At 34.4% G+C, this 24,017-nt stretch carries 16 protein-coding genes; 9 read left to right on the top strand and 7 right to left on the bottom strand.

The window, feature by feature from the left end; all coding sequences use genetic code 11:
* Positions 1–159: 159 nt before the first annotated feature.
* Entirely contained in the window at positions 160–1,101 is a 942-nt protein-coding gene (locus GM3709_RS00075) for an IS5 family transposase (RefSeq protein WP_066115004.1), read from the top strand.
* A 133-nt stretch (positions 1,102–1,234) separates the two neighbouring features.
* Here GM3709_RS00075 and GM3709_RS21245 read toward each other — a convergent pair whose 3' ends face one another.
* On the bottom strand, positions 1,235–5,602 hold the full coding sequence (locus GM3709_RS21245; protein WP_066115002.1) for a Calx-beta domain-containing protein: 4,368 nt from the start codon (positions 5,600–5,602) through the stop codon (positions 1,235–1,237).
* 469 nt (positions 5,603–6,071) lie between these two features.
* Positions 6,072–7,673: a DUF2079 domain-containing protein gene (locus tag GM3709_RS00065; protein ID WP_066114999.1), complete on the bottom strand. Its 1,602-nt coding sequence runs from the start codon at positions 7,671–7,673 to the stop codon at positions 6,072–6,074.
* Between the two features lie 81 nt (positions 7,674–7,754).
* On the opposite strand from GM3709_RS00065, the gene GM3709_RS00060 reads away from it, so the two are divergent.
* Together GM3709_RS00060 and fusA are read left to right on the top strand one after the other, a co-directional pair.
* Positions 7,755–9,335, top strand: a complete 1,581-nt coding sequence (locus tag GM3709_RS00060; RefSeq protein ID WP_066114996.1) for a 2-isopropylmalate synthase — start codon at positions 7,755–7,757, stop codon at positions 9,333–9,335.
* Positions 9,336–9,851: 516 nt separating this feature from the next.
* Positions 9,852–11,945, top strand: a complete 2,094-nt coding sequence (gene fusA, locus GM3709_RS00055) for an elongation factor G (protein ID WP_066114993.1) — start codon at positions 9,852–9,854, stop codon at positions 11,943–11,945.
* Between the two features lie 244 nt (positions 11,946–12,189).
* Here fusA and GM3709_RS00050 read toward each other — a convergent pair whose 3' ends face one another.
* A complete protein-coding gene (locus GM3709_RS00050) occupies positions 12,190–13,248 on the bottom strand; it encodes an ABC transporter ATP-binding protein (protein WP_066114990.1) in 1,059 nt (352 codons plus the stop codon).
* A gap of 461 nt (positions 13,249–13,709) precedes the next feature.
* Here GM3709_RS00050 and GM3709_RS00045 point away from each other — a divergent pair, with 461 nt between their 5' ends.
* From GM3709_RS00045 to GM3709_RS00035, 3 genes are all read left to right on the top strand, one after another.
* On the top strand, positions 13,710–15,056 hold the full coding sequence (locus GM3709_RS00045; RefSeq protein WP_066114987.1) for a TldD/PmbA family protein: 1,347 nt from the start codon (positions 13,710–13,712) through the stop codon (positions 15,054–15,056).
* Between the two features lie 98 nt (positions 15,057–15,154).
* Complete coding sequence (locus tag GM3709_RS00040) at positions 15,155–16,054, top strand: FTR1 family protein (RefSeq protein ID WP_066121613.1); 900 nt, start codon at positions 15,155–15,157, stop codon at positions 16,052–16,054.
* Between the two features lie 34 nt (positions 16,055–16,088).
* Positions 16,089–17,309 carry an EAL domain-containing protein gene (locus tag GM3709_RS00035; RefSeq protein WP_066114984.1) on the top strand — a complete coding sequence of 407 codons (1,221 nt, stop codon included), beginning with the start codon at positions 16,089–16,091 and terminating at the stop codon, positions 17,307–17,309.
* Between the two features lie 31 nt (positions 17,310–17,340).
* Here GM3709_RS00035 and hpf read toward each other — a convergent pair whose 3' ends face one another.
* A complete protein-coding gene (gene hpf, locus GM3709_RS00030; protein WP_066114981.1) occupies positions 17,341–17,922 on the bottom strand; it encodes a ribosome hibernation-promoting factor, HPF/YfiA family in 582 nt (193 codons plus the stop codon).
* A gap of 370 nt (positions 17,923–18,292) precedes the next feature.
* Positions 18,293–19,990 carry an ATP-binding protein gene (locus tag GM3709_RS00025; protein ID WP_066114979.1) on the bottom strand — a complete coding sequence of 566 codons (1,698 nt, stop codon included), beginning with the start codon at positions 19,988–19,990 and terminating at the stop codon, positions 18,293–18,295.
* Positions 19,991–20,278: 288 nt separating this feature from the next.
* Between GM3709_RS00025 and GM3709_RS19995 the strand changes: the two genes are divergently transcribed.
* Complete coding sequence (locus tag GM3709_RS19995; protein ID WP_144439379.1) at positions 20,279–20,449, top strand: type II toxin-antitoxin system HicA family toxin; 171 nt, start codon at positions 20,279–20,281, stop codon at positions 20,447–20,449.
* 38 nt (positions 20,450–20,487) lie between these two features.
* Here the strand turns inward: GM3709_RS19995 and GM3709_RS00020 are convergent, their stop codons facing one another.
* The gene (locus tag GM3709_RS00020; protein ID WP_066114976.1) at positions 20,488–21,087 is read right to left on the bottom strand and encodes a hypothetical protein; all 600 of its coding nucleotides are present in this window, start codon (positions 21,085–21,087) and stop codon (positions 20,488–20,490) included.
* Positions 21,088–21,176: 89 nt separating this feature from the next.
* On the opposite strand from GM3709_RS00020, the gene GM3709_RS00015 reads away from it, so the two are divergent.
* Both GM3709_RS00015 and ldpA read left to right on the top strand, forming a co-directional pair.
* Entirely contained in the window at positions 21,177–21,752 is a 576-nt protein-coding gene (locus tag GM3709_RS00015; protein ID WP_197671856.1) for a glyoxalase-like domain protein, read from the top strand.
* Positions 21,753–21,803: 51 nt separating this feature from the next.
* Positions 21,804–22,862, top strand: a complete 1,059-nt coding sequence (gene ldpA / locus GM3709_RS00010) for a circadian clock protein LdpA (RefSeq protein WP_173645733.1) — start codon at positions 21,804–21,806, stop codon at positions 22,860–22,862.
* Between the two features lie 244 nt (positions 22,863–23,106).
* Here ldpA and GM3709_RS00005 read toward each other — a convergent pair whose 3' ends face one another.
* Entirely contained in the window at positions 23,107–23,817 is a 711-nt protein-coding gene (locus GM3709_RS00005; protein ID WP_066114971.1) for a response regulator, read from the bottom strand.
* Positions 23,818–24,017 lie beyond the last annotated feature (200 nt).

Below are 24,017 nucleotides of genomic sequence, written 5' to 3'. Positions count from 1 at the left end.
ACACACTTGTATAGCTGAGGGGGACGACAATTAAGCTAAATGATGAACTCAAGTTGACTTAATTCATGAGATTGATTAAATGGCTTTGTTGCATGAATCGCTTGTGGAGAGTATTTGAGATAAAATTAGGTATTGTTTTTCCATAGCCACCGTCAGAAGATGAAACAAAAATACCATCTAAGAAATTGGTCAGAATATGATCGAGGACTAAAACAAAGAGGAAGTCTGACATTTTGGCTTTCTGAAGAAGTCTTATCTAACTGGATTTTAACAGAAAAATCAGGAACTAGAGGAGCTGATAATTATTTCTCAGATCAAGCAATATTAACTTTTGTGATGGTGAAGTCTTTATTTAGTTTAGCGGGAAGACAAACGGAAGGTTTTTTAGAATCATTATTTGTTCTCATGGGGATTGATTTGCCAATGCCAGACCATACTACGGTGTCTCGTAGAGCGAAAAATCTCGATGTAGTTCTACCAGTGAACAAAAGGGATGAACCTCGTCATGTGGTAGTAGATTCCACAGGGGTAAAAGTTTATGGTGAAGGTGAATGGAAAACCAGACAACACGGTGTAAGTAAAAGAAGAACATGGCGTAAATTACATTTAGCCGTAGATGAAAAAACAGGTAAAATTTTAGTAGCAGAAGTAACGACAAATAATTGCCATGACGGCGATGTACTAGAAAGTTTATTAGAAGCGGTAGAAGGTGAGATTGAGCAAGTTTCAGGGGATGGGGCTTATGATCGCGCAGCGCCAGAGCTTCGCTCTGATCAAAGAAAATGTTATCGGGCGATCGCCAAGAGAGGGGCAATGGCGACAATTCTACCACAAAACAATGCTCAAAAGTGGTCAGACATAGATGGAGACAGGAATAGAAATATCGAAAAAATTGAGGAAATAGGTAGAAAAGAATGGAAGGAAGAAAGTGGTTATAATCGACGTTCAATCAGTGAAACTACAATGTTTAGGCTAAAGACAATCTTTGGAGGAAAACTAAGTAGCAGAGATTTTGACAATCAGGCTGTGGAATTGTTTGTGAAATGTCTGTTGTTGAATAAAATGATCCAAATTGCCAAACCAGATAGCTATATAGTTTAACAACTCATAATGATAGGGTCATAGCGATCGTTCCTCTGAAAAATTGTTCGTTTTTTGATTCATGCAACAAAGCCTGATTAAATAATGGACTAAGAGATAATCCTCAAAACCTCATTATTTAATAACACACTAATTACACTATGACAATATCCTGATTTGTCATTCCTAACCCCGTACTGAAAGTTGCAATTTGTATCGCCCCCGTTGCACCATTTCCATCGGAATCGAAGAAAAATGCACCATTACTAGAGTTATAGATAAAACGATCGGTGGAAACCGTTGCCGATGAACCGACACGGAATTGATTTACAGCTAAAGTACCTAAGGATAAACCACCGCTAAAACCATTCCGACGAACCAAAATAGTGTCATCACTAACATTAAAGTCAGTAATGGTATCGATTCCTTCATTCACGGTAGTAAAGCGGAAAGAGTCATCACCATTACCACCAATAAGACTATCATTTCCTTCTCCACCAGTAAGAGTATCATTGCCATCACGGCCATTTAAGGTGTCATTTCCTTCTCCATCATGAAGTTGATTATTCTGATTATTACCCGTCAGACGGTTGCTTAAACTATTGCCTGTTCCATTTATATCTATATTTACTGTATCACTGAGATTCAAATTTTCGATGTTATTAGGTAGAGTATAGGTAATGGTAGAGAAAACTATATCTGTACCTTGATTAAAAAATTCAATCACTTCATCTTGAATATGATCCACAGAATAAGCATCATTATCCAATCCTCCTAGCATTCTATCAATACCAGTACTACCATTAAGACGATCGTTCCCACTATCTCCCACTAAGGTATCATTACCATCTCCACCATTGAGAATGTTATTAAGGTTATTACCTGTAATATTATTATGGAGGGTGTTTCCTATACCATCGATATTTTCTGTACCTTGTAAGATCAGATTTTCGACATTGGCTACTAAAGTATAGGTAATAGTCGATCGAACGGCATCGATACCTTGACTGGCACTTTCGATGACTCGATCGCTTGTACTGTCCACATAGAAAGTATCATTTCCCGTACCACCAATCATGGAATCATTACCAATACCACCAGTGAGAGTATCATTGCCACCACGTCCATTGAGAGTATCGTTACCACTCCCACCATTGAGAAGGTTATTACGGTTATTACCTGTAATACTATTATTGAGAATGTTTCCTGTACTATCGATATTTTCTGTTCCTTGTAAGATCAGATTTTCTACATTTGCACTTAAAGTATAGTTAACCATCGATCGAACGGCATCTATACCTTCATTGGACAATTCTACGATTACATCCTCTATTGCATCGACATAGAAAGTATCGTTTCCATTACCACCAATCATGGAATCATTGTCATTGCCTCCCACTAAGGTATCATTACCATCTTCACCATTAAGAATGTTACTAAGGTTATTACCTATAAGACTATTATTGAGGGTGTTTCCCGTACCGTTGATATTTTCTGTTCCTTCTAATACCAGATTTTCGACATTTGCACCTAAAGTATAGGTGATGGTTGCCAGCACTGTATCATTCCCCTCATCAGACAATTCTAGGACTCGATCACCCGTACTGTCCACATAAAAAGTATCGTTTCCTGTATCACCAATCATGGAATCATTGCCAATACCACCGGTAAGAGTATCAGATCCACCACGTCCATTAAGAGTATCATTTCCACTACCACCATTGATAAGGTTCTTAAAGTTATTACCTGTAATACTATTATTGAGGATGTTTCCTGTACCGTTGATATTTCCTGTTCCTCCTAACACCAAATTTTCGACATTTGCTCCTAAAGTATAAGTAAAAGAAGTTGATAGAACTGTATCTGTACCTTCATTGAATAATTCTATGATTTGAGCCCCCCCATCGATATAGTAAATATCGTTTCCAGTACCACCAATCATTTTACCTTTGCCAGTACCACCAATAAGAGTATCATTACCCCCACGTCCAATGAGAGTATCATTACCCTCACTTCCGTTAATTGTATTGCTAAAGTTATTTCCAGTAATATGATTGCTGAGGGTGTTACCCGTACCATTAAGATTTCCTGTTCCTTCTAGCACCAGATTTTCGACATTGGCACTTAAAGTATAGGTAACAGTTGATCGAACTGTATCTATATCGTACCCCCACCATGGTTCATAGAACAATTCTACTACTCGATCTGCCGAAGAATCGACATAGAAAGTATCATTTCCAGCACCACCAATCATGGAATCATTACCACTACCACCAATAAGAGTATCATCATCATCACGTCCATTGAGAGTATCATTTCTTTCTTCACCATTGAGAAGGTTATTAATGTTATTACCCGTGATACTATTCTTGAGATTGTTTCCTGTACCGTTTAGATTTCCTGTTCCTTCTAACACCAGATTTTCGACATTTGCTCCTAAAGTATAAGTAAAAGTCGATCGAACTGTATCGTTTCCTTCATTTAAAACTTCAATAATTCGATCACCTGTACTGTCTAGATAGTAAATATCGTTACCCGTACCACCTTCAAGACGATCACTACCTGTACCACCTCGGAGAGTATCATTTCCTCCTAATCCTTGTAAAGTATCATTACTAGTACCCCCCACAAGATTGTTATTATTATCATTTCCCACAATTAACGAGGTATCATCGTTACTGATTGTACCTTGCCCTTGATTATCGGTAATCGAATCACCAACAGTATTACTTAGATTAAATGAGCTCGTATCATCCACAGCAAAGGAGCTCATATCACCCACAGCATTAGTAAGATTAATAAAGAAAGTCTCGTTATCTTCTCCTGTTGTATCGCCATTAATGACTATAGAAATAGTTTTACTTGTTTCATTAGGGGCAAAGGTTAAAGTACCAGTTTTCGCTACATAATCACTTCCTGCCTTTGCTGTACCATTAGCAGTGGAATAATTAACAGTAATAGCATTAGTAGCTGTACCAGTACGAGTTACGGTGAATACTGCGTTTTTAGTCCCGCTATTACCTTCAGTTATGGTAACATCGTTAATGGCAAGATTCAGTAAACTGTAATTTATCCGATATGTATAAATTTCCGCATCACTAATATGAGTCCTACTAAATACTACATTATTCCCTGATATTTTAGGTCCGTAGTCATTTATATTATTATTAGTTAACTGAGTACTTATCGCACCATTATAAAAATATAGTTCATAATCATTCCCGTCATACCCAGACCACACTACATTATTTTCTGAGATGTCAGGGTGGTAATCGTTTGTCGTGTTATTAGTTAACTGAATAACTGTTGCTCCGTTATAAAAATATATTTCATTGTCATTGCCATCATAACCATCCCAAACTATCTTATTTCCTGAGATTTTAGGGGTGTAATCTTTTGTAGTGTTATTAGTTAACTGAGTAACTGTGACACCGTTATAAAAATATATTTCATAATCATTCCCGTCATACCCAGACCACACTACATTATTCCCTGATATTTGAGGGTTGAGTCCACCTATAATATTGTCAGTCAACTGAGTTGCACTATTGTATAAATATATTTTAGGACTATTGCCGTCATACCCAGACCACATTAGATGATCTCCTGATACTCCAAGAGCGGAATCATCTGTAGTGTTATTAGTTAACTGAGTAACTGTGACACCGTTATAAAAATATATTTCATAATCATTCCCGTCATACTCAGACCACACTACATTATTTCCTGATATTTTAGGATCGCTATCATGTTTAACATTGTTAGTTAATTGAGTAACTGTTGTACCGTTGTAGAAATAAATTTCATAATCATTGCCATCGTATGCGTCCCACACTACATTGCTTCCTGATATTTGAGGAGAAGAAGGACTTGTAGTGTTATTGGTTAAATGAGTAATGGCTACACCATTGTAGAAGTATATTTCATAATCTCTGTAAAAATTATAACTATTGTGTCTAAGCCATACTACATTGTTCCCTGATATTTGATAGTAAAAGTCATCTGTAATATTATTAGTTAACTGAGTAATGGTATTGTTTTCCACTTTTAAAATTTGCCCATTAACAATGACGGTATTCCAATCATTTTCATTTCTGAAGGTTTTTAATTCCGCTTCTGTCATGGGTTGATTTAACACTAAGTTACGCCAGATTTCCCCTTCGTCTCCCTGACTGTCTATGTCGTTAATTTGGGCATCGATAAAGTGTCCATATTCTTCTATTAATACATCTCGAATCGCTGTAAGGGATTTTGACTCTACAAGAAAGGAGGATAAATAAATGGTGTTATTCAATGCACTGTAAGCACCTTGCGCACCATTCATGGCAGATGGGGACAATACTTCAATTTTCGGTAAATTACTAAAGTTACCATTACGCCATGAGGAGAGGATATTATTTGCGATGGTAACGTTGTAGTTATCTCCAAAAGCAGTAATTAAGTTTTCTTCCAGACTGGGATTGAGAGAGGCTTTCAGCAGGAGTGCTTCGGCTTGGACGATGGCTTGACTTAATTGAGTCATAATTTAGTTATTACAGTAACTCAAGATATATAGTTACAACCCTAACACTTTTTTTTAGAAATTCCATGAGGCTTTGTCGTTCAGATCACAAAATAGTAATAATTTGTTTCATTTGTTAATATTTTCAAGTCTCTAAATCCTCAGGTGTGATTACTTAGTATTGTTTCCCCAGTTTGGGGGCAAGGGAGCAAAGGAAACAAATCATGATAATAATGGATCAATGCGATCCATTGCGATCAATATTTTAGGAGTAGGATGGATTGTTAGAAGTTCGATCGAACTTCTAGGGATAAGAACCATTGAAAATAACGATCGGTATTTAAAAAAATTATCTATTCTCTTTACTCTATTGCCAATCCTTACCCGAATAGTTTTTCCTTACTTAATAAGGAATGGAAATTAAATAACTTACTTAGTTAAGTCGGATTGTCATTGCAAGGTAAAAAGCAATATCTTAGAGCGAACTCTTCTATTTTATTAAACCCTCATTCCTAAGTAAAATAACGTTATCTTTCCTATCAATAATGTCATATTCTTTTTTAGTAGTAACATCATCAATTAAATAATTAATAGCTTCTAACCAACCTTGCTCTTTTTTAAAAACTATTCCATAACGTTCTAATTCCCACAAATCTGCGATAATATAATCAACTTTTTCTACCTCTTGATTATCACTGCGAAATTCAATCATGGGTAAACGAATTACTGCTCTACGGCTAGAAAGATGAGCAATAATATTATTAGTACTACTAACACTAGCAGAATTAGGAATTTGTGCTAAAAGTTTATAGATATTAGCTGAATGTTGCCATTGTCTAGGTAAAGATACATATACCCAAGGTTGAAAAGAATCAGGCAAAATAAAATAAAAAGCTCTACTTAATTCCGTTGTACTAGATGTAAAACCTAGTAATAAAGAAATGGAGATACAGGTAATCCAAAAACGTTTGAATTTAACAGTTAATTTTCTAGGATTTAGTTTATTAATATTTTGTTGAAAATTATAAAAACTTTGTCCTCCCCACCATAAAATTGCACCATAAAATAATCCGGGGACTACCATCATGGCATAACGAATATTAAGAGATAAAACTGATTTACCTTGCCCTAATAATGGCGTTAATAACGGAAAAATTGAGATAATCCAAGCAGTAGGAGAAACCGCAGGAATTAAAGCTAAAGATAACCATTGTCCGATTAAATATTCTAAAGTTTTACCAATAGGTGAAATTAATTCCCAAATGACAAGCCAAGGTTGGGTTATCATTCCCCAAATTACAGCTAAAGTTGAAGGATTATCTCCTTTTATATATTGTCCAAATTTATCAACCATAAGTCTTTTACCCACATCTTCGGTAAATTGAGGCATAACTATATTAGTTATAACAATCATATAAACGAAGGAAATTAAACAAATTAATAAGCCTTGACGGGGATAACGTTTACTGACAATTAAATAAATTCCCACACCAAATAAATTTAATCCAGCTTCTTGTCTTACTCCTAAAATTAGCAAAGCAAAAAGAGTAAATAACCACCAATTTCGTTTTTCTAAACTTAATAATAAACTGAATACTAAAATAGGTAATTGAGAGATATTATCAAAGTTGGAAAGAGTAGGAATTAAAACTGCGATCGAGCCATAAAAACTAATTACAATTAAAAGTGCGATGAAATGTTCAATATATTCTCTAGCTAGAAAGTATAATACAACTCCAGCCCCTGTAATTAATAAAATTTGTATTGTCACCAAAGTAGCACCAGAGGGGAAAAGGTAATAAACAGGCAACCAGAGCAATAGATTAGGACTAAAATGATGACCTAAATAGCTGTCATAAACTCTCGGTAATTCCTCTCCACTGGTAACATGAGTCGAAATTCCAGAGGCTAAAGAACTATGATAAAAATTAAAATGTAAATTATTCCAAAAAATTTGATTAAAAATTCCTTGATCGTAGGAAGCAAAAAAACTATAGTAACGATTTAATCCTAAAAATAAAGTAATTATTAAAAATAGTCCACTAACAATAATTATCGAATGTATTTCAGTTTTTTTAATTTGATTTTGCATTAAGAGTAAAGGTCTATTTTTTTCGTTTATTATATAGAAAGGCTTTATATATGTTCGTATATTCGTTAAATATTTTTAGATATGACAAATCAGCCCGATCGAATTATTATATTTGATACCACATTGCGAGATGGAGAACAATCTCCGGGAGCAAGTTTAAATGTAGATGAAAAATTGACCATTGCTCGTGCCTTAGCTAAATTAGGAGTGGACGTTATTGAAGCTGGATTTCCCCACGCCAGTCAAGGAGATTTTTCTGCGGTACAACGCATTGCTGACACCGTAGGGACAGAAAAAGGCCCCACTATTTGTGGCTTGGCAAGGGCAACAAAACCAGACATAAAAAGTGCAGGAGAAGCTCTCCAACCAGCTTTTAAACGTCGTATTCACACCTTTCTAGCAACTTCTGATATTCATCTCGAATATAAGCTCAAAAAAACTCGTGCAGATGTATTAGCAATCGTACCTGAAATGGTAGCCTATGCCAAAACTTTCACCGATGATGTCGAGTTTTCCCCCGAAGATGCAGGGCGTAGTGATCCTGAATTTTTGTATCAAGTTCTCGAATTGGCGATCAAAGCCGGTGCTACTACCGTTAATATTCCCGATACCGTAGGTTATACCACCCCTGCTGAATATGGAGCTATAATCAAAGGCATTAAAGATAATGTGCCTAATATTGACAAAGCAATTATATCCGTTCATGGTCACAATGATCTAGGCTTGGCTGTGGCAAATTTCCTTGAAGCCATTAAAAATGGAGCAAGACAGTTAGAATGTACTATTAATGGTATTGGAGAAAGAGCAGGAAATGCGGCACTAGAAGAATTGGTAATGGCGCTTCATGTGCGTCGTCAATATTTTAATCCCTTCTTAGGTAGAGATGTTAATTCTGTTCAACCTTTAACAAATATTGATACCAAGCAGATTTATAAAACCTCTCGTTTGGTATCTAATCTGACGGGAATGTTAGTACAACCTAATAAAGCCATTGTGGGAGCAAATGCTTTTGCCCATGAGTCTGGAATACATCAAGATGGTGTGTTAAAAAATCGTCTCACCTATGAGATTATGGATGCAGAATCGATCGGTTTAACCACAAATCAAATTGTACTGGGTAAACTTTCTGGCCGTAATGCTTTTCGTACCCGTCTGGTGGAGTTGGGATTTGAATTGTCCGAAGATGACTTAAATAAAGCCTTTTTGCGGTTTAAAGAAGTAGCTGACAAAAAACGAGAGATCACCGATTGGGATTTAGAAGCTATTGTTAACGATGAAATTCAACAACCTCCTGAATTATTCCGTCTCGAATTAGTACAAGTATCCTGTGGAGATCATTCATCCCCCACTGCTACCATTACTCTGAGAACTCCTGATGGACAAGAGTTAAGCGATGCGGCGATCGGTACTGGCCCTGTAGATGCAGTATACAAAGCCATAAATCGAGTAGTAAATATTCCTAACGAGTTAACTGAATATTCCGTAAAATCTGTAACTGCAGGAATTGATGCTATGGGAGAAGTTACTATCAGATTGAAACATGAAGGGAAAACTTACTCAGGTTATGCGGCCAATACTGATGTAATTGTAGCTTCGGCTCGGGCTTATATTAGTGCATTAAATCGTCTTTATGCAACTATTGAAAGCGTCCGACTTGTTTAGCGATCTTCTCCTCTCCTATCCTAATATTAATGTTTCCAAAGATTGTTAATAATAAAATGCTGGTTTTTGACTCTAATAAATAATTAAGCGATAACCAGCACTTTTTTCTTTTTTATTAACCTTGTGTTAACCTCAGTTTGATGAAAAAATATTGTCGAAAGGGTAGCCATCAGTTATTGTTAAGTCAAATTTCTTGTCAATATTCGTAATTGATTACTTATTCTTTAATGGAAAAAAGGCTAATCCCTAACAGCTGATCTCTACCTTCACCCATAAATTTTATAGCCCTGTCAGGTATTGTTAAATTACCTCTTTCACATTTTGTTACAATCATTTATGATTAATAAATGGGAGATAAAAGTAAATGTCTGTCAAAAGAATTTTGTGCCTAGAACATGATAAATTCTAAAAGCCAGTGTTGTTCAATCATAACCACACTTAAATCCCCCTCAGAATCACCCTTGAAAGAAAATCCAACTGATTCTGAATTGTTTAAACAAATATAGAAAACTTATTATGGCAAAAGATCTCAGTAAATATAGAAATATAGGCATTTTTGCTCACGTTGATGCTGGTAAAACCACAACTACAGAAAGAATCCTTAAATTAACTGGTAAAATTCACAAAATTGGTGAAGTACACGAAGGTGCGGCAACTACCGACTTCATGGAACAAGAACAAGAAAGAGGTATTACGATTCAATCCGCCGCTACAACCTGTTTTTGGAAAGATTATCAATTCAATATTATCGATACTCCCGGACACGTTGACTTTACGATCGAAGTATATCGTTCTTTAAAAGTTCTTGATGGCGGTATCGGGGTATTCTGCGGTTCTGGTGGGGTTGAACCTCAATCAGAAACTAACTGGCGTTATGCTAACGATTCCAAAGTCGCTCGTATTATCTATGTTAATAAACTCGATCGAACTGGTGCAGATTTCTTCCGTGTAATTAAACAAGTTAAAGAAATTTTAGCGGCTACTCCTTTAGTGATGGTATTACCTATCGGTGTGGAAACTGAGTTTAAAGGTGTGGTAGATCTTCTTACCCGTAAAGCATGGATTTGGGATGATTCTGGTGATCCAATGAATTATAGTATTCAAGAAATTCCTGCGGATATGGTTGACGATGTGGAATTATACCGTGAACAGTTAATTGAGACTGCCGTTGAACAAGATAATGATTTAATGGAAAAATACCTTGAAGGTGAAGAAATCGCCATTGATGACATTAAACGTTGTATTCGTAAAGGTACTCGTGATCTTGTGTTCTTCCCTACCTATTGTGGTTCTTCTTTTAAAAATAAAGGAGTACAATTAGTTTTAGACGGTGTAATTGATTATTTACCAGATCCTACAGAAGTTAATCCTCAGCCTGAAGTTGACTTAGAAGGTAATGAAACAGGTACTTTTGCCATTGTTGATCCTGAAAAACCTTTGCGCGCTTTAGCTTTCAAAATTATGGACGATCGCTATGGTGCTTTAACTTTCACTCGTATTTATTCAGGGGTGTTAAGTAAAGGTATGACAGTTTTAAACACAGCTACAGGTAAAACCGATCGTGTTGGTCGTTTAGTGGAAATGCACGCTAACGATCGTATCGAGATTGAATCTGCTCAGGCAGGGGATATTGTAGCGATTGTGGGTATGAAAAATGTCCAAACAGGTCACACTATTTGTGATCCCAATCAACCCGCAACCCTTGAACCGATGGTATTCCCTGATCCCGTTATTTCGATCGCCATCAAACCCAAGCAAAAAGGTGGCAACGAAAAAATGGGCATGGCGTTAAGTAAAATGGTACAAGAAGATCCCTCTTTCTACGTTGAAACCGATCAAGAAAGTGGCGAAACCATTATTAAAGGAATGGGTGAATTACACCTTGATATTAAAGTGGACATCCTTCGACGTACTCACGGGGTAGAAGTAGAAGTTGGAAAACCTCAAGTAGCTTACCGTGAATCTATCACCAAAGTAATTAATGATAGCTATACCCACAAAAAACAATCTGGTGGTTCAGGTCAATTTGGACGTATCGACTACACCGTTGAACCGGGCGAACCGGGTAGCGGTTTTCAATTCGAGTCAAAAGTTACTGGTGGTAACGTACCCCGTGAATTTTGGCCTGCCGTACAAAAAGGTTTCCAAGCCAGTATTGTTAAAGGTGTCTTAGCTGGTTTCCCTTGTGTTGACCTTAAAGTTACCTTAACCGATGGTGCATTCCACGCTGTGGATTCTAGTGCGATCGCTTTTGAAATTGCCGCCCGTGCCGGTTATCGTCAATCGATTCCTAAAGCTGGGCCTCAATTGTTAGAACCGATCATGAATATTGATGTGTTCACCCCTGAAGATCACATGGGAGATGTCATTGGCGATCTTAACCGTCGTCGTGGCATGATCAAATCTCAAAGTACTAATCCTATGGGTGTCAGAATCAAAGCAGAAGCACCTCTTAGTGAGATGTTTGGTTACATCGGTGATTTGAGAACCATGACTTCTGGACGAGGTCAATTTTCTATGGAATTTTCTCATTATGCACCTTGTCCTAAGAACGTAGCTGATGAAGTTATCAAAGAAACTAAAGAGCGCGAATTAGCCGCCGCTAAATAATTTGTAAAGTGATCGAAAGATCTCCTATATCCCCCTCTTATACAGGGGGATTTTTTTTGTCAGCTCGATCGAAAAAGTGTTGGTATAGCAGAAAACATGAATTAAAATAATCAATGGAAGACTATAGAGTACGAACTTTTTAACTATTAGAGGAAAAAAAATCAATTCAATTATATATACAGATAGATGGAAAGTATATAAACAATTCATCTCTTACCTTAAATCAGCAACGACGATTAGTGTTTTAAAGTGTAGGAAAAATTTGTAAAGTTTTTGGTGCAATATCTAGTTTTACTTTTGTACCAACAGGTAATTGTGTTTTCACATCTGTACGAGCATGAAGTCTTTTTCCTGAAACAGTTTGCAGACAATAACGATATTCTCTTCCTAAAAATTCTCTTTCTTGAATAACGGTGACTCCTTCCTCATCAGGTTTCAAAATTACATCTTCCTGACGAAACATTAATTCTCCTTTGTCAAAATTCACGGGAGTATCAAGACACCATTCTCCTAACTCAGTACACCATAAATTTCCTTGTTTTGTCGCTTGTAAGAAATTTGCTTGAGTCACAAATTCAGCTACAAATTTACATTCAGGACAACTATAAATATCTTCGGGAGTGCCTAATTGTACTAATTTTCCTTGAGCCATAACTCCTATTTTATCTGCGATCGCCATTGCTTCTTCTTGATCATGGGTAACAAAAATAGCTGCGGTATTGGTACTTTTAAGAATTGTTCTCACTTCGTGGCGCAATCTTTCTCTAACTTGCACATCTAAATTACTTAAAGGCTCATCCAACAATATTAACTCAGGTTCAGGGGCTAAGGCACGGGCTAAAGCGATGCGTTGTTGTTGCCCACCGGATAACTCGTGAGGGTAACGTTTTTCTAATCCCGTTAAACCCACTAACTGCAAAACTTCTGTGACTCTTTTTCTTATATCTTGATTTTGAGGACGAGGTTTTTTACTTTTTAACCCAAAAGCAATATTTTCAGCTACGTTTAAATGAGGAAATAAGGCATAATCTTGAAATACCATTCCTGTACGTCTTTTTTCTGGTTCTACCCAGCGTCCTTCTCCTGTCACAATTTGTCCTCCTAGCTCGATCGAGCCTTCCGAGGGTTTTTCAAATCCAGCAATAATTCTTAACAGAGTTGTTTTACCACATCCAGAAGGCCCTAATAATCCTAATAATTCTCCTTGTCGTAAGTCAAAATTAACTTTATTAACGGCGGGAAATTCATTGCCTGTGAATTTTTTACTGACTCCTTGAACTCGAAGAATTAATGATTCTGTCATATTATTTTTTAAGATAGTATAAATATTTTAATAAGAATAGTTCTCAATAATCTCAATATAGCATGGTAATTACCAATTAGCAATAAGTAAAGTCTTAACTTCTATAAGAATCCTATTGAGCTTTTATGAAAAATATTAGATAAAAATATTAAGTTTTAGGGGAGATTTTATGTTTTAAAATATAGTAATATCACTTAAATTATAAAAGAAAGATTATTCAAAAGTATTCGGTTTTAGATGTTAAAAGAGTTTGGAAACTTTGTTTTTAATAATTAATTGAAGACTAATCATTGCAAATTAGTATAGGCTAATAAAATGTTGAATAGAATATCAAAAATATTTGCTTTGAAGTAATAAATAATAATAGGAGATTCTTTATATTTTATATCTTTTTTTAATATTCTAACTTATTTATATTCGTATATAATAGAATCGTATCATCTTTAAATTTTTAAGAAAAAATGTATAATTTTCAGAGTAACAATGATTGGGAAAAATCTTTTAATTTTGTTAATGAACAATTATTTAATAAACTAAAGAAAGATGAATATTTAGTAGTACAATTACGTGCGGAAAATACTCATTTTATAAGGTTTAACAATGCTAAAGTTAGACAAACAGGAATTGTTATTGATGCAGAAGTTTCTGTAAAACTAATAGGAAATCAAAGGGTTATTTATTCTGAATTTCCATTAACAGGAAATATTGACATTGATGTAAAAAATGCCCTAGAGAATTTGGATTATTTACGATCGAGCCTTAAAAATTTACCAGAAGATCCTTATATTGTTCTACCCAAAAATGAAGGATCATCTCATGAAATTTACTCAGGAAAATTATTAAATCCTGATAATGCTATTTCTGAAATTTTAAAGCCAGTTCAAGGATTAGATTTTACTGGTTATTATACCGGAGGAACTATTATTAGGGCAAATTATAATTCTTTAGGACAAAAACATTGGTTTAATACGGATTCTTTTTTTATTGACTATTCCTTAATTAATGAGAATGAAAAAGCGATTAAAGGTATATTTTCTGGCAGAGATTGGCATAAAGAAAAATATGATCATCAAATAAAATACCATAAACAAAAATTACAACAATTAAATTTACCCATCCATGAAGTGAAACCGGGAAGTTATCGCACATACCTTGCACCTGCGGCCATAGCAGATTTATTGGGGATGTTTTCATGGGGAGGCATCAGTGAGGCATCTTTAAGGCAAGGAGGAAGTGCTTTAGCTAAACTTAGGGAAGGTGAAAATCTTTCTTCTTTATTCCATCTCAAAGAGAATTTTCATAGTGGTAATGTTCCTCGTTTCAATGATTTTGGGGAAATGTCTCCCGATGAATTACCTTTAATTGTTGCTGGTAAATTAGTTAATAGTTTAATTAGTAGTCGCACTGCTCTTGAATATGGGTTAAAATCAAATGGTGCTAGTAGTTTTGAAAGTTTACGATCGCCTGAACTAGCCTCTGGCACATTATCAGAAAAGGAGATTTTAAAAGCCATTGGCACAGGATTATATCTTTCCAACTTACACTATCTTAACTGGAGCGATCGAAGACAAGGAAAAATAACTGGTATGACTCGTTATGGTTGTTTTTGGGTAGAAAACGGGGAAATAGTAGCCACTATTAAAGACTTAAGATTTGATGATTCCTTATACTCTTTTTTTGGTAAAAATTTACTTGCTTTAACGGATTTTAGAGAATTTATCCCCGAAGTTAGTACTTATGAATCAAGGTCTTTAGGAGGTTGTTTAATTCCGGGAGGCTTGGTAGATGGTTTTACTTTTACTCTTTAAGACAAAGTGTGAAAATATACCTCTGATACTAAGAGTAGAATAGTAAGAAATCAAAAAATTTTATTATTAATTACTTACATCTAATAGTATTTTTCATGATTAATATAAGTACCGCATTGCCAACATTTGTTATTACCTTAAGAGAAGGTTTTGAAGCCGCTTTAATCGTCGGAATTGTATTTGCTTGTTTACAAAAAGCTCAAAAACAAGAGTATTATCGTTGGATTTACTCAGGGGTAACAGCAGGTATTATTGCTAGTGTATCCGTTGGTTTACTTCTTTGGCAAAGTTTACAAGGAATAGAAACAAGTGAATATTATTATGCTCCTTTTATCAAACAAATCTTAAAAACCCTATTTGCCCTTGTGGCTGTATCTATGTTAAGTTGGATGTTACTGTGGATGAGCAAACAGGCTAAATCTCTTAAGGGTGAGGTAGAAGGTGCTGTTAATATTGCTTTAACGAATAACAATGCTAGTAAGGGTGTTTTTCTCTTAGTTTTTATAGCTGTTTTACGAGAGGGTTTTGAAACAGTTTTATTTATTACCGCACAGTTTCAATCCGACTTTATTAGTCCCACTATAGGTGCGATCGCAGGATTACTGTTAGCTGTCTTAATGGGATGGGCATTGTTTTATTGGGGGGTTAAGATAAATATACGATTATTTTTTCAGATAATGGGAGTTTTTTTATTGCTAATAGTGGCAGGTTTAGTCATTAGCGCTTTAAAAAATCTTGATGGCGGAATAATGATTTTAAGTCAAATCAATCCTAATTATCAAAATATATGTTTATTTGATCAAGATTCCTGTTTATTAGGTATGAAAGTATGGAATGCCAGTAATTTTTTGCCTGATAATGAATTTCCGGGTATATTATTAAAAACTTTATTCGGTTATCGAGATCAAATTTATTTACTACAATTAGTTTGTTATTTCTTATTTTTAGGTATCGTTGGAAACTTATATTTTTCTAGCCTCAATCCTAAAAATGAATAATTATTAATTGTCAATTACTAATTGTTAAATGATCATGAATCAGAAATATGATATAGAACAAAAATTTCTCAATCGAACATTACAGGTGGGAGAATGTATTTTTCAGGAAGGAGATAAAGGAGATTTTGCTTATATCATTGACGAGGGAGAGGTTGAAATATCCACTATAACTGCAACAAATGAGCGAATAGTGTTAAATGTCCTCCAATCTGGAGATATGTTCGGAGAATTAGCTTTGGTGGATGGTAGTCCTCGATCTGCCTCTGCTTATGCTAAAACTAATGTGGTATTAACTATTGTCACCAGTGAACAAGTCAAAACGAGAATTGAAGATGCAGATCCTATTTTAAAGTTATTATTAATAGTAGTTATGAAGTATTTTCGATCGGAAACGGGCAGACTACGATCGAACACACAAGAGGTAGATTTATCCTCTTTAGAAACTCAAAAACAAGAGTATCAAGAAAAGATTTTTCAAGCCATTGAATTAATTAGATTAGAAAGTGATTTAAGAAGCGGATTTAAACAAGAACAATTACATCCATTTTATCAACCGATCGTCGATTTAAAAACTAATTTAATCGTCGGTTTTGAAGTTTTATTACGTTGGTTTTCTCCCACTAGAGGGAATGTTTCTCCCTCAATATTTATTCCCCTAGCAGAGTCCACTTCTTTAATTATTCCTATGGGAGAATGGTTATTAGATAAGGCTTTAAGTGCTATCGATCGAATAAAAAAAGAAACTAATTATGATATATTTTTAAGTATTAATGTAGCTGAAAAGCAGATTCATAGTCCTGAATTTATCAATATATTAAAAGAAAAAATTAAAGTCTCTGGTATCAATCCGCAACAAATAAAATTAGAGATTTTAGAAAGAAGTTTATTTGAAGGAGAAACAGCCTTATCTTTAGTCGAAGATTGTCGTAATTTTGGTTTACCTTTGGTTATAGATGATTTTGGAACAGGTTACGCTAATTTAGCTTACTTAAAAAACTTTCAATTCGACACTTTAAAAATTGATCAATGTTTTGTTAAAGATTTAGAAAATAATATTAAAGATCAAATTATTTGTCGTACTTTAATTGATTTATCCCACGGTTTAGATATGACGGCAGTTGCAGAAGGTATTGAAAATGAAGAACAATTGAAGATATTATCCTCTTTAAAATGCAATTATGGACAAGGATACTTCTTTTCTCCTCCTGTGTCTTTAGAAAAAGCGATCGATTTCATTAAACAATATAGTAATTGATAATTGTCAACTGTCAATTTAAACTGTCAACTTAAACATTAGCGTGACGAGGTTGAATTACACCAAATCCACCATGATTACGTTGATAGATAACATTAATTTCTCCTGTTTCTTTATTTTGAAACATATAGAAATCATGATCTACCATTTGTAACTGTTCTAGAGCATCATCGATCGTCATAGGGTTCATGGCAAAATATTTCATTCTTACTACTTCTGTCGGTAATACCGGCTCACGATCGCCGATTAGAGTACCTTCAACGGGTTTTTCTTCAACAGAATCAGTGGTTTTAACTTGGGAGTGGGTTTTTTTGTCTAATTGTCTTTCTTTATATTTGCGCAATTGACGAGCAATTTTATCAGAAACAAGGTCAATACTGGCGTATAAATTTTCACTATCTTCTTGAGCTCGAATTATCGTACCATTGGCATATACTGTTACCTCCGCTTTATGTTTATTACTTATACGAGCGTTACGAGCAACAGATAAATGTACGTCAACTTTTGTGGCCAAATTTTGAAAATGTTTAACGGCTTTTTCTAATTTTTCTTCTACATAATCATGGATAGATTCAGTAACTTCAATATTGTTTCCTTGAATTAAAAATTTCATAATTAATACTCCATTTATTAGGTAATCACTAACCTTTTTTAAACTTGAAAAAAACCCAAGTTTTAGCGTTAATTCTCAAAATTGAACGTTTTATAGTATTTTTTCCTATAATTCAACATCCTGCATTGATTAAAAATTAATGAATTTAGGTTGAGAAGTTTGGCAACTAAAACAGTTGATTGTGCGTCTAAATAACATAATATTTTTAAGTGTAGTTATTTGCTATTTAGTAACGTTTTCCTCCTTTTTTTTTTCTCTATACTTTATAGATTAGCACTTTTATTATCTAAAAAACAGTAATTTTAATTTATTTTCATGTTTGCTGATTTTGTGTAAATTTATGTAACGTTATAGTGATAAAAAACAAAGTTTAGAATAAATCGGAAAAATTATTTTCGGCAATTCTAAATACTTCTTCGTCAGTTTTGTTTTGCCAATCAGAATCTCCAATTTCTTCATAAAATGTTCCATCGTAAGCTCTAGTACGAATAACTACAGGCATAGGTACTGCATGGCCTAATACTAAGGCTTGTTGTTTGGAGTCGAGTTTAGCTAGTACCGATCGTAAACCACTTGCACCCGATACCCCTGTAAATATAGCGTCTATGTCTTTTTCATCATTGAGAAGACAAGTAATTCTTGTCCCCACCTGAGACATTACTTCATTATCAATACCTGATGGTCTTTGATCTACAATCAAAAGAGTTACAAAATATTTGCGCATTTCCCGGGCGATCGTGCCGAAGATAGTTTGATGTACAATCTTAGAATCCAGAAAACGATGGGCTTCTTCTATAGTAATCACTAATTGACGAGGTCGATCAAGTATGTTTTTAGTCTGTAAAAATGTTTCAGCTTTTTTCACATAGGCATTATGAATACGGCGAGTAATCATATTAGTCACCAACATATAAGAAAGCATATTACCCTGAGAGCCAAATTCAACTACAACGTGTTTTCCACCCTCTAAAAGATCAAGAATTTCCTTGATATAGTTATGGGGACAAGCCGATCGCATATACTTAAGACTCTCAAGACGTTTCAACTTTCTTTGTAGTGCCATAATTGAACCTTGATGTCCTTGTTTTTCGTTACAAAATATTTGTATATCCTCATTTGTCATGTTCAAAAGACGATAAATCCAATCCCTGCCGAATTCTGAAGCTAAAACATTAGCATTATCCAAACTGGCTTCTGATAGATTTAATTCTCTTGCAATTAACTTTAAATCTTCAATTTCGATTTGATCATAACTCAAATATAATTCGTGAGCTTGGGGAACACCTCTACGTTGAGTTGATTCAGCATCGAGAGTATAAATTTCTACTCGATTAGGAAAAAGTTGTTTTAAACCCTTTACCATACTAAATTGTTTTCCTTCACTTACGGCCGCCCAACCATACTCTGAGTGCATATCAAACATAAGATTAACGGCGGCTTGTTTGCGAATAATACCTGAAATTAACAATCGTGTTAGAAACGATTTTCCTGTACCAGATTTACCGAATATACCGTTACTACGTTCCACAAAACGACCTAAATCCATACAAACAGGCACATCCATATCTAAAGGTTGTCCGATGGCAAAGTTACATTTATGAGGATCATTTTCCCACCCAAAAACCGATCGAAAATCTCCTTCTGTGGACTCATAAACTTGGCTAAAATGGCTTGGAATGGTTTTTACGGGTAATAGTTGTAACTCTGTTTCGATGCCATTTAATGACGGAATATTATCAAATTTAGTACCATATTCTTCCTTATTTGTCAAGGTTAACATTAACATTGGTGCAATTTCGATCGTGCCGTAGGTATCACTACCTGCTAGTATATCTAACCAGAAATCATCATTAGGATCAGGGGGATGAGTGAAGATACGGGGATTAGAAGTTCCTAAAGATACATCCGTAAGCAGACAAAAAAATTTCGATCGAGTGCCTTGTACTACTAAAAATTTTCCTACTCTCATATCTTCTACGGATATATCAGGATGCAATCTTACCTCCAAACCTTCACTTAAAGAGCCTTGAATTACTGAGCCTAATGGTTGTATTTGATTAGATTTCATGCTTTACGATCGTTGACAATAGTTTTAAAGTTCATTTGTTCTTAGATAAATTTCATTATATAATAGGATTTCCGTAAATGAGTATTTTCGACACTATCTGTAGGGTTAATGTGAGTAATCACTACTCTATATTTAGCGAAAGGAAAGTCACTATGGACTCACTTAGCAACAAAGCCCTCCTGAATTAAAAAAAATTTTAATATAGCGTTTATCTGAATACTAAGGTACACTTATTTCCCAAGGGCAATAGGTTTCAAGGTTTCAAAGATCTACCCGTACCTCATAACTATGGGAAACGCTATAGATGCAAGTTGTTATATTGAAAGACAAGGTAAGGCAGATCATAAAATTTGGTATAGTTCTGTTAGTAATAAAAGATTTGTTGTTGCTCAAAAAATTTTATCTCGTCACACGGCTAATGCAGTTTTAAAACAAGCTGGTTTACCTAAATCATTTTGACAGTAACATAAATTAGTTTGGGATTTTTTTCATAAAATCTAAAGATAAATACTGATAATATCGATCGGTAATAAGTTAAGTAATCGAGAATGTGCTTGAGTATAATAGGCTTTAATTTCAGCTAGAGTAACTTCTTGTTTTTGTTGTCTTAAATATTGTAAAATTTTTTCATCTTCCCATGTAAATTTATCCTTAGTAACTAGAATTATTCTCTCAAGATAAGGTAATTTATCAAGATTTTTTTGCAAATAATATTTTAAGGGTAAATAGCGAATTTGTAAATTATAATCATTTTGATAAGTTTGAGTAACGATAACTTTTTCTTCGTTAAAAAATTGATTAATTAATTGAGTAATAACTTCTGATAGTAAAGAATTTTCTTGAATATTATAAGTAGATAATCGATCGAATAGAAAAAACCATAAGCGTTCAAAATATTGTTGTTGAGTTTCTATATTATTCAAATCATTATTTATCATATCGGTTAGATAAGCATAACGATAAAAAAGCACAATTAAATATCTTGCCTGATGGGGAGATTTTTGCCATAATTGCCACAATTTTAAATCATCAAGATCTTGTAATGGTTTAATTAATTCATGATTTAATTCAAGAATAACATCACTATCAATAGTCATAATCATTAATAATCAAAGAATAGATTTATTGCTTAAATACCGATCAATCTTTCATAATAGACAGGATAGGTTAATATTTTAGACGAAATATGATTATAGATGGCAGTTTAACTATGGTTAATACTTATTTTGGTGCTTTTTTCCCAGAGTTAACCGATAGTTTGTTTTCAACACAGGGCATCATGGTAATGTTGTTAATAGCCTATGGTGGTGCAATGTGGATGTTTTTAACCAGTGCGCCGAAGGTTTATACTGTGATGGTATCTGATTTGAGTATTGCCCGACAATTTTATGAGGAATTATTAGATTTACCGATCGCTGATATTCCCCTACACTATTACTATAACTACGAGCAAAGTTTAGGAGCTAATAGTTTTGATCCTATTTACATGGGATCAACGATTAATGATAGTATGCCTAAACCTAGTGATGGACTATGGTATCAACTCAAGAAAAACACTCAATTGCATATTATCGGTGGTGCTAGTTTAGGATATAAAAATTGTCAACGTCATGTTTGTTTCGATCGAGAATGTTTAGACGCTTTATTATTAAAAGTACAGTCTCGCCGTTTAAAATATAAAATTCGTCAAGAAATCCCTCTTAATTTTTTAGTTAAAGATTATGATAATCGTGTCATCGAAATGGCAGAAGTCAATAGCTAATTAAATTATAGACAAAATATTAAACTCTCAATTCTCAATTCATTATCAAATATCTTGTTACCTTTAGAATCTTTAAAACAGGGTAGATGGTTTAAGCTGATTTGCGGTGCAAGTTATCAACATTTACCCTCCATTCGTAACCTTGCCCTTATTTATACCTTAGCGGGTGCTGACTGTCTTGATGTTGCCCCTGATAAAGCCGTTATCCATAGCGCCTTAGAAGGCATTAAAATCGCTCAAAATTACCGTCAACAGGCGATCGATTTGGGATATAATCCCCACATTAGACCATTACTGATGGTTAGTATCAACGATGGTGAAGATCCTCATTTTCGTAAAGCCTATTTTAATACTAACCTTTGCTCGATCGATTGTCCTCGACCTTGTGAAAAAATTTGTCCTGCCGAAGCGATAAAATTTGACGATCGCACAATACCAATTGTGAATCAACATCAAGGGATAGTAGAAGAACTATGCTATGGTTGTGGAAGATGTTTGCCCATTTGTCCTATTAATATTATTCACACTGAATCAAGAATTATCAGCACCAAAGAAGTTTTACAATGGTTAGATACATTACCCATTAATGCTATTGAAATTCATACGAAACAAGGACATCTACAAAATTTTATCCAAGTTTGGGATATGGTAAAACCACGTCTTCAACAATTGCAATTAATCGCCATCAGTTGCCCCTATACCGATACCGTTACCGAATATTTAACTGAGATTTATCAATATATTCATCCCGTTAATATTCCCCTAATATGGCAAACTGACGGACGACCTATGAGTGGCGACATAGGTAGTGGAACTACTCATTTAACGATTAAATATGCCCAAAAAATGAAACAGACAAATTTACCCGGCTTTATCCAATTAGCTGGAGGTACGAATGAATATACGATCGAAAAATTAAACAAACTTAACTTAACTCCTTCTAAAATTTCTGGAGTTGCCTATGGTAGCAAAGGCAGAAAAATCATTGCTGATACCTTACAAAGACTAGAAGAAATGTCAACAAATAATCAAATAGAAGAACATCCACAATTATTGTGGGAGGCAGTAACCCAAGCCTTTCAATTAGTTTCTCCCATAAAAAAAAGATGACTTTTTATCTATCTTTTTCAGCAAAGTCTAATTCCTTGAATTATACTAATATAGCAATAAACGGGTTAGTTAAAACATTCTCAAAATCTATAGTTGTTATTCCTCCCTATGCTCGAAATCTCGAAACGTCCTAATCAACTCGTTATCTGCTATATTATCGTCAAGGTATGAAAGCTATTTCCCTTATTCAATCTGCATTATGAGTACGTTGCTGCCCCTTCAGTAAACAAAGATATTCATTTATCTATAGATTAGTCTCATCTTCAAATTTATAACCAACACCAACAACAGTTTTAATAAAAGAAGGTTGTGCCGGATTAGGCTCGATTTTTTTGCGTAAACGACTAATATGGGTGTCAACTACCCTTTCATCCCCAAAAAAATCAGAACCCCAAAGTTTATCAATTAATTGAGTGCGACTCCATACTTTACCTGGATAATTCATAAAAACAGCTAATAGATTAAACTCTAATGCTGTTAAATCTAATATCTCCTCACCTTCACTATCTAATTGGCGTATTGCAGTGTGTTCATCTAAATTTAAGATAAAATGAGGAGATTCGTAAATTTGAGATTGTCCTCCATGACGCATACTACGACGCAATAATGCTCTCACTCTTGCGACTAATTCCCTTGGGCTAAAAGGCTTGACAAGATAATCATCCGCCCCCGTTGATAAGCCAATAACTCGATCTATTTCTTCTCCTTTTGCAGTGACCATAAGAATATAAGGATCTTTTATTGTTGCTTGATTTCTAATTCTATTACACACTTCCAAACCATCAAGTTTAGGTAACAAAAGATCGAGAATAATCAAATCTGGTTGTATAGTTTTGACATTATCAAGTGCAGATAATCCATCATAAGCAAAGTGACAATTAAATCCTTCTCTGGTTAAACAATTATGAATCAATTGAGCGATTTCTTTTTCGTCTTCTACTATTAAAATTTCCACGAACGTATCTCACTATTAAGATGATTTCTTAAAATGATTTTACCAGTCTAGTTATGATATAGATTTAAATAACAAAAACAATTCCGTTTACAGTGCTTTTCAATTTGGTAAACCACACTCTAACATTATAAGCAATGCCTACTTTCTATTTATCATTAAATCTGTGGTTCATTAATCTGAAAACTTCTCTAAGTTGATAA

It is taken from the genome of Geminocystis sp. NIES-3709, from assembly GCF_001548115.1.
In the GTDB taxonomy this organism is placed as follows: Bacteria; Cyanobacteriota; Cyanobacteriia; order Cyanobacteriales; family Cyanobacteriaceae; genus Geminocystis.
Note: the sequence above shows the minus strand (reverse complement) of the source record. Positions and strands in the feature narration are given on the sequence as shown.

Coding starts and splice junctions, on each gene's coding strand:
- fusA (WP_066114993.1), top strand. CDS start 9,852: ATGGCAAAAGATCTCAGTAAATATAGAAATATAGGCATTTTTGCTCAC.
- hpf (WP_066114981.1), bottom strand. CDS start 17,922: ATGAAATTTTTAATTCAAGGAAACAATATTGAAGTTACTGAATCTATC.
- GM3709_RS00060 (WP_066114996.1), top strand. CDS start 7,755: ATGACAAATCAGCCCGATCGAATTATTATATTTGATACCACATTGCGA.
- GM3709_RS00015 (WP_197671856.1), top strand. CDS start 21,177: ATGATTATAGATGGCAGTTTAACTATGGTTAATACTTATTTTGGTGCT.
- GM3709_RS00035 (WP_066114984.1), top strand. CDS start 16,089: ATGAATCAGAAATATGATATAGAACAAAAATTTCTCAATCGAACATTA.
- GM3709_RS19995 (WP_144439379.1), top strand. CDS start 20,279: ATGGGAAACGCTATAGATGCAAGTTGTTATATTGAAAGACAAGGTAAG.
- GM3709_RS21245 (WP_066115002.1), bottom strand. CDS start 5,602: ATGACTCAATTAAGTCAAGCCATCGTCCAAGCCGAAGCACTCCTGCTG.
- GM3709_RS00025 (WP_066114979.1), bottom strand. CDS start 19,990: ATGAAATCTAATCAAATACAACCATTAGGCTCAGTAATTCAAGGCTCT.
- GM3709_RS00020 (WP_066114976.1), bottom strand. CDS start 21,087: ATGACTATTGATAGTGATGTTATTCTTGAATTAAATCATGAATTAATT.
- GM3709_RS00050 (WP_066114990.1), bottom strand. CDS start 13,248: ATGACAGAATCATTAATTCTTCGAGTTCAAGGAGTCAGTAAAAAATTC.
- GM3709_RS00065 (WP_066114999.1), bottom strand. CDS start 7,673: ATGCAAAATCAAATTAAAAAAACTGAAATACATTCGATAATTATTGTT.
- GM3709_RS00045 (WP_066114987.1), top strand. CDS start 13,710: ATGTATAATTTTCAGAGTAACAATGATTGGGAAAAATCTTTTAATTTT.
- GM3709_RS00075 (WP_066115004.1), top strand. CDS start 160: ATGAAACAAAAATACCATCTAAGAAATTGGTCAGAATATGATCGAGGA.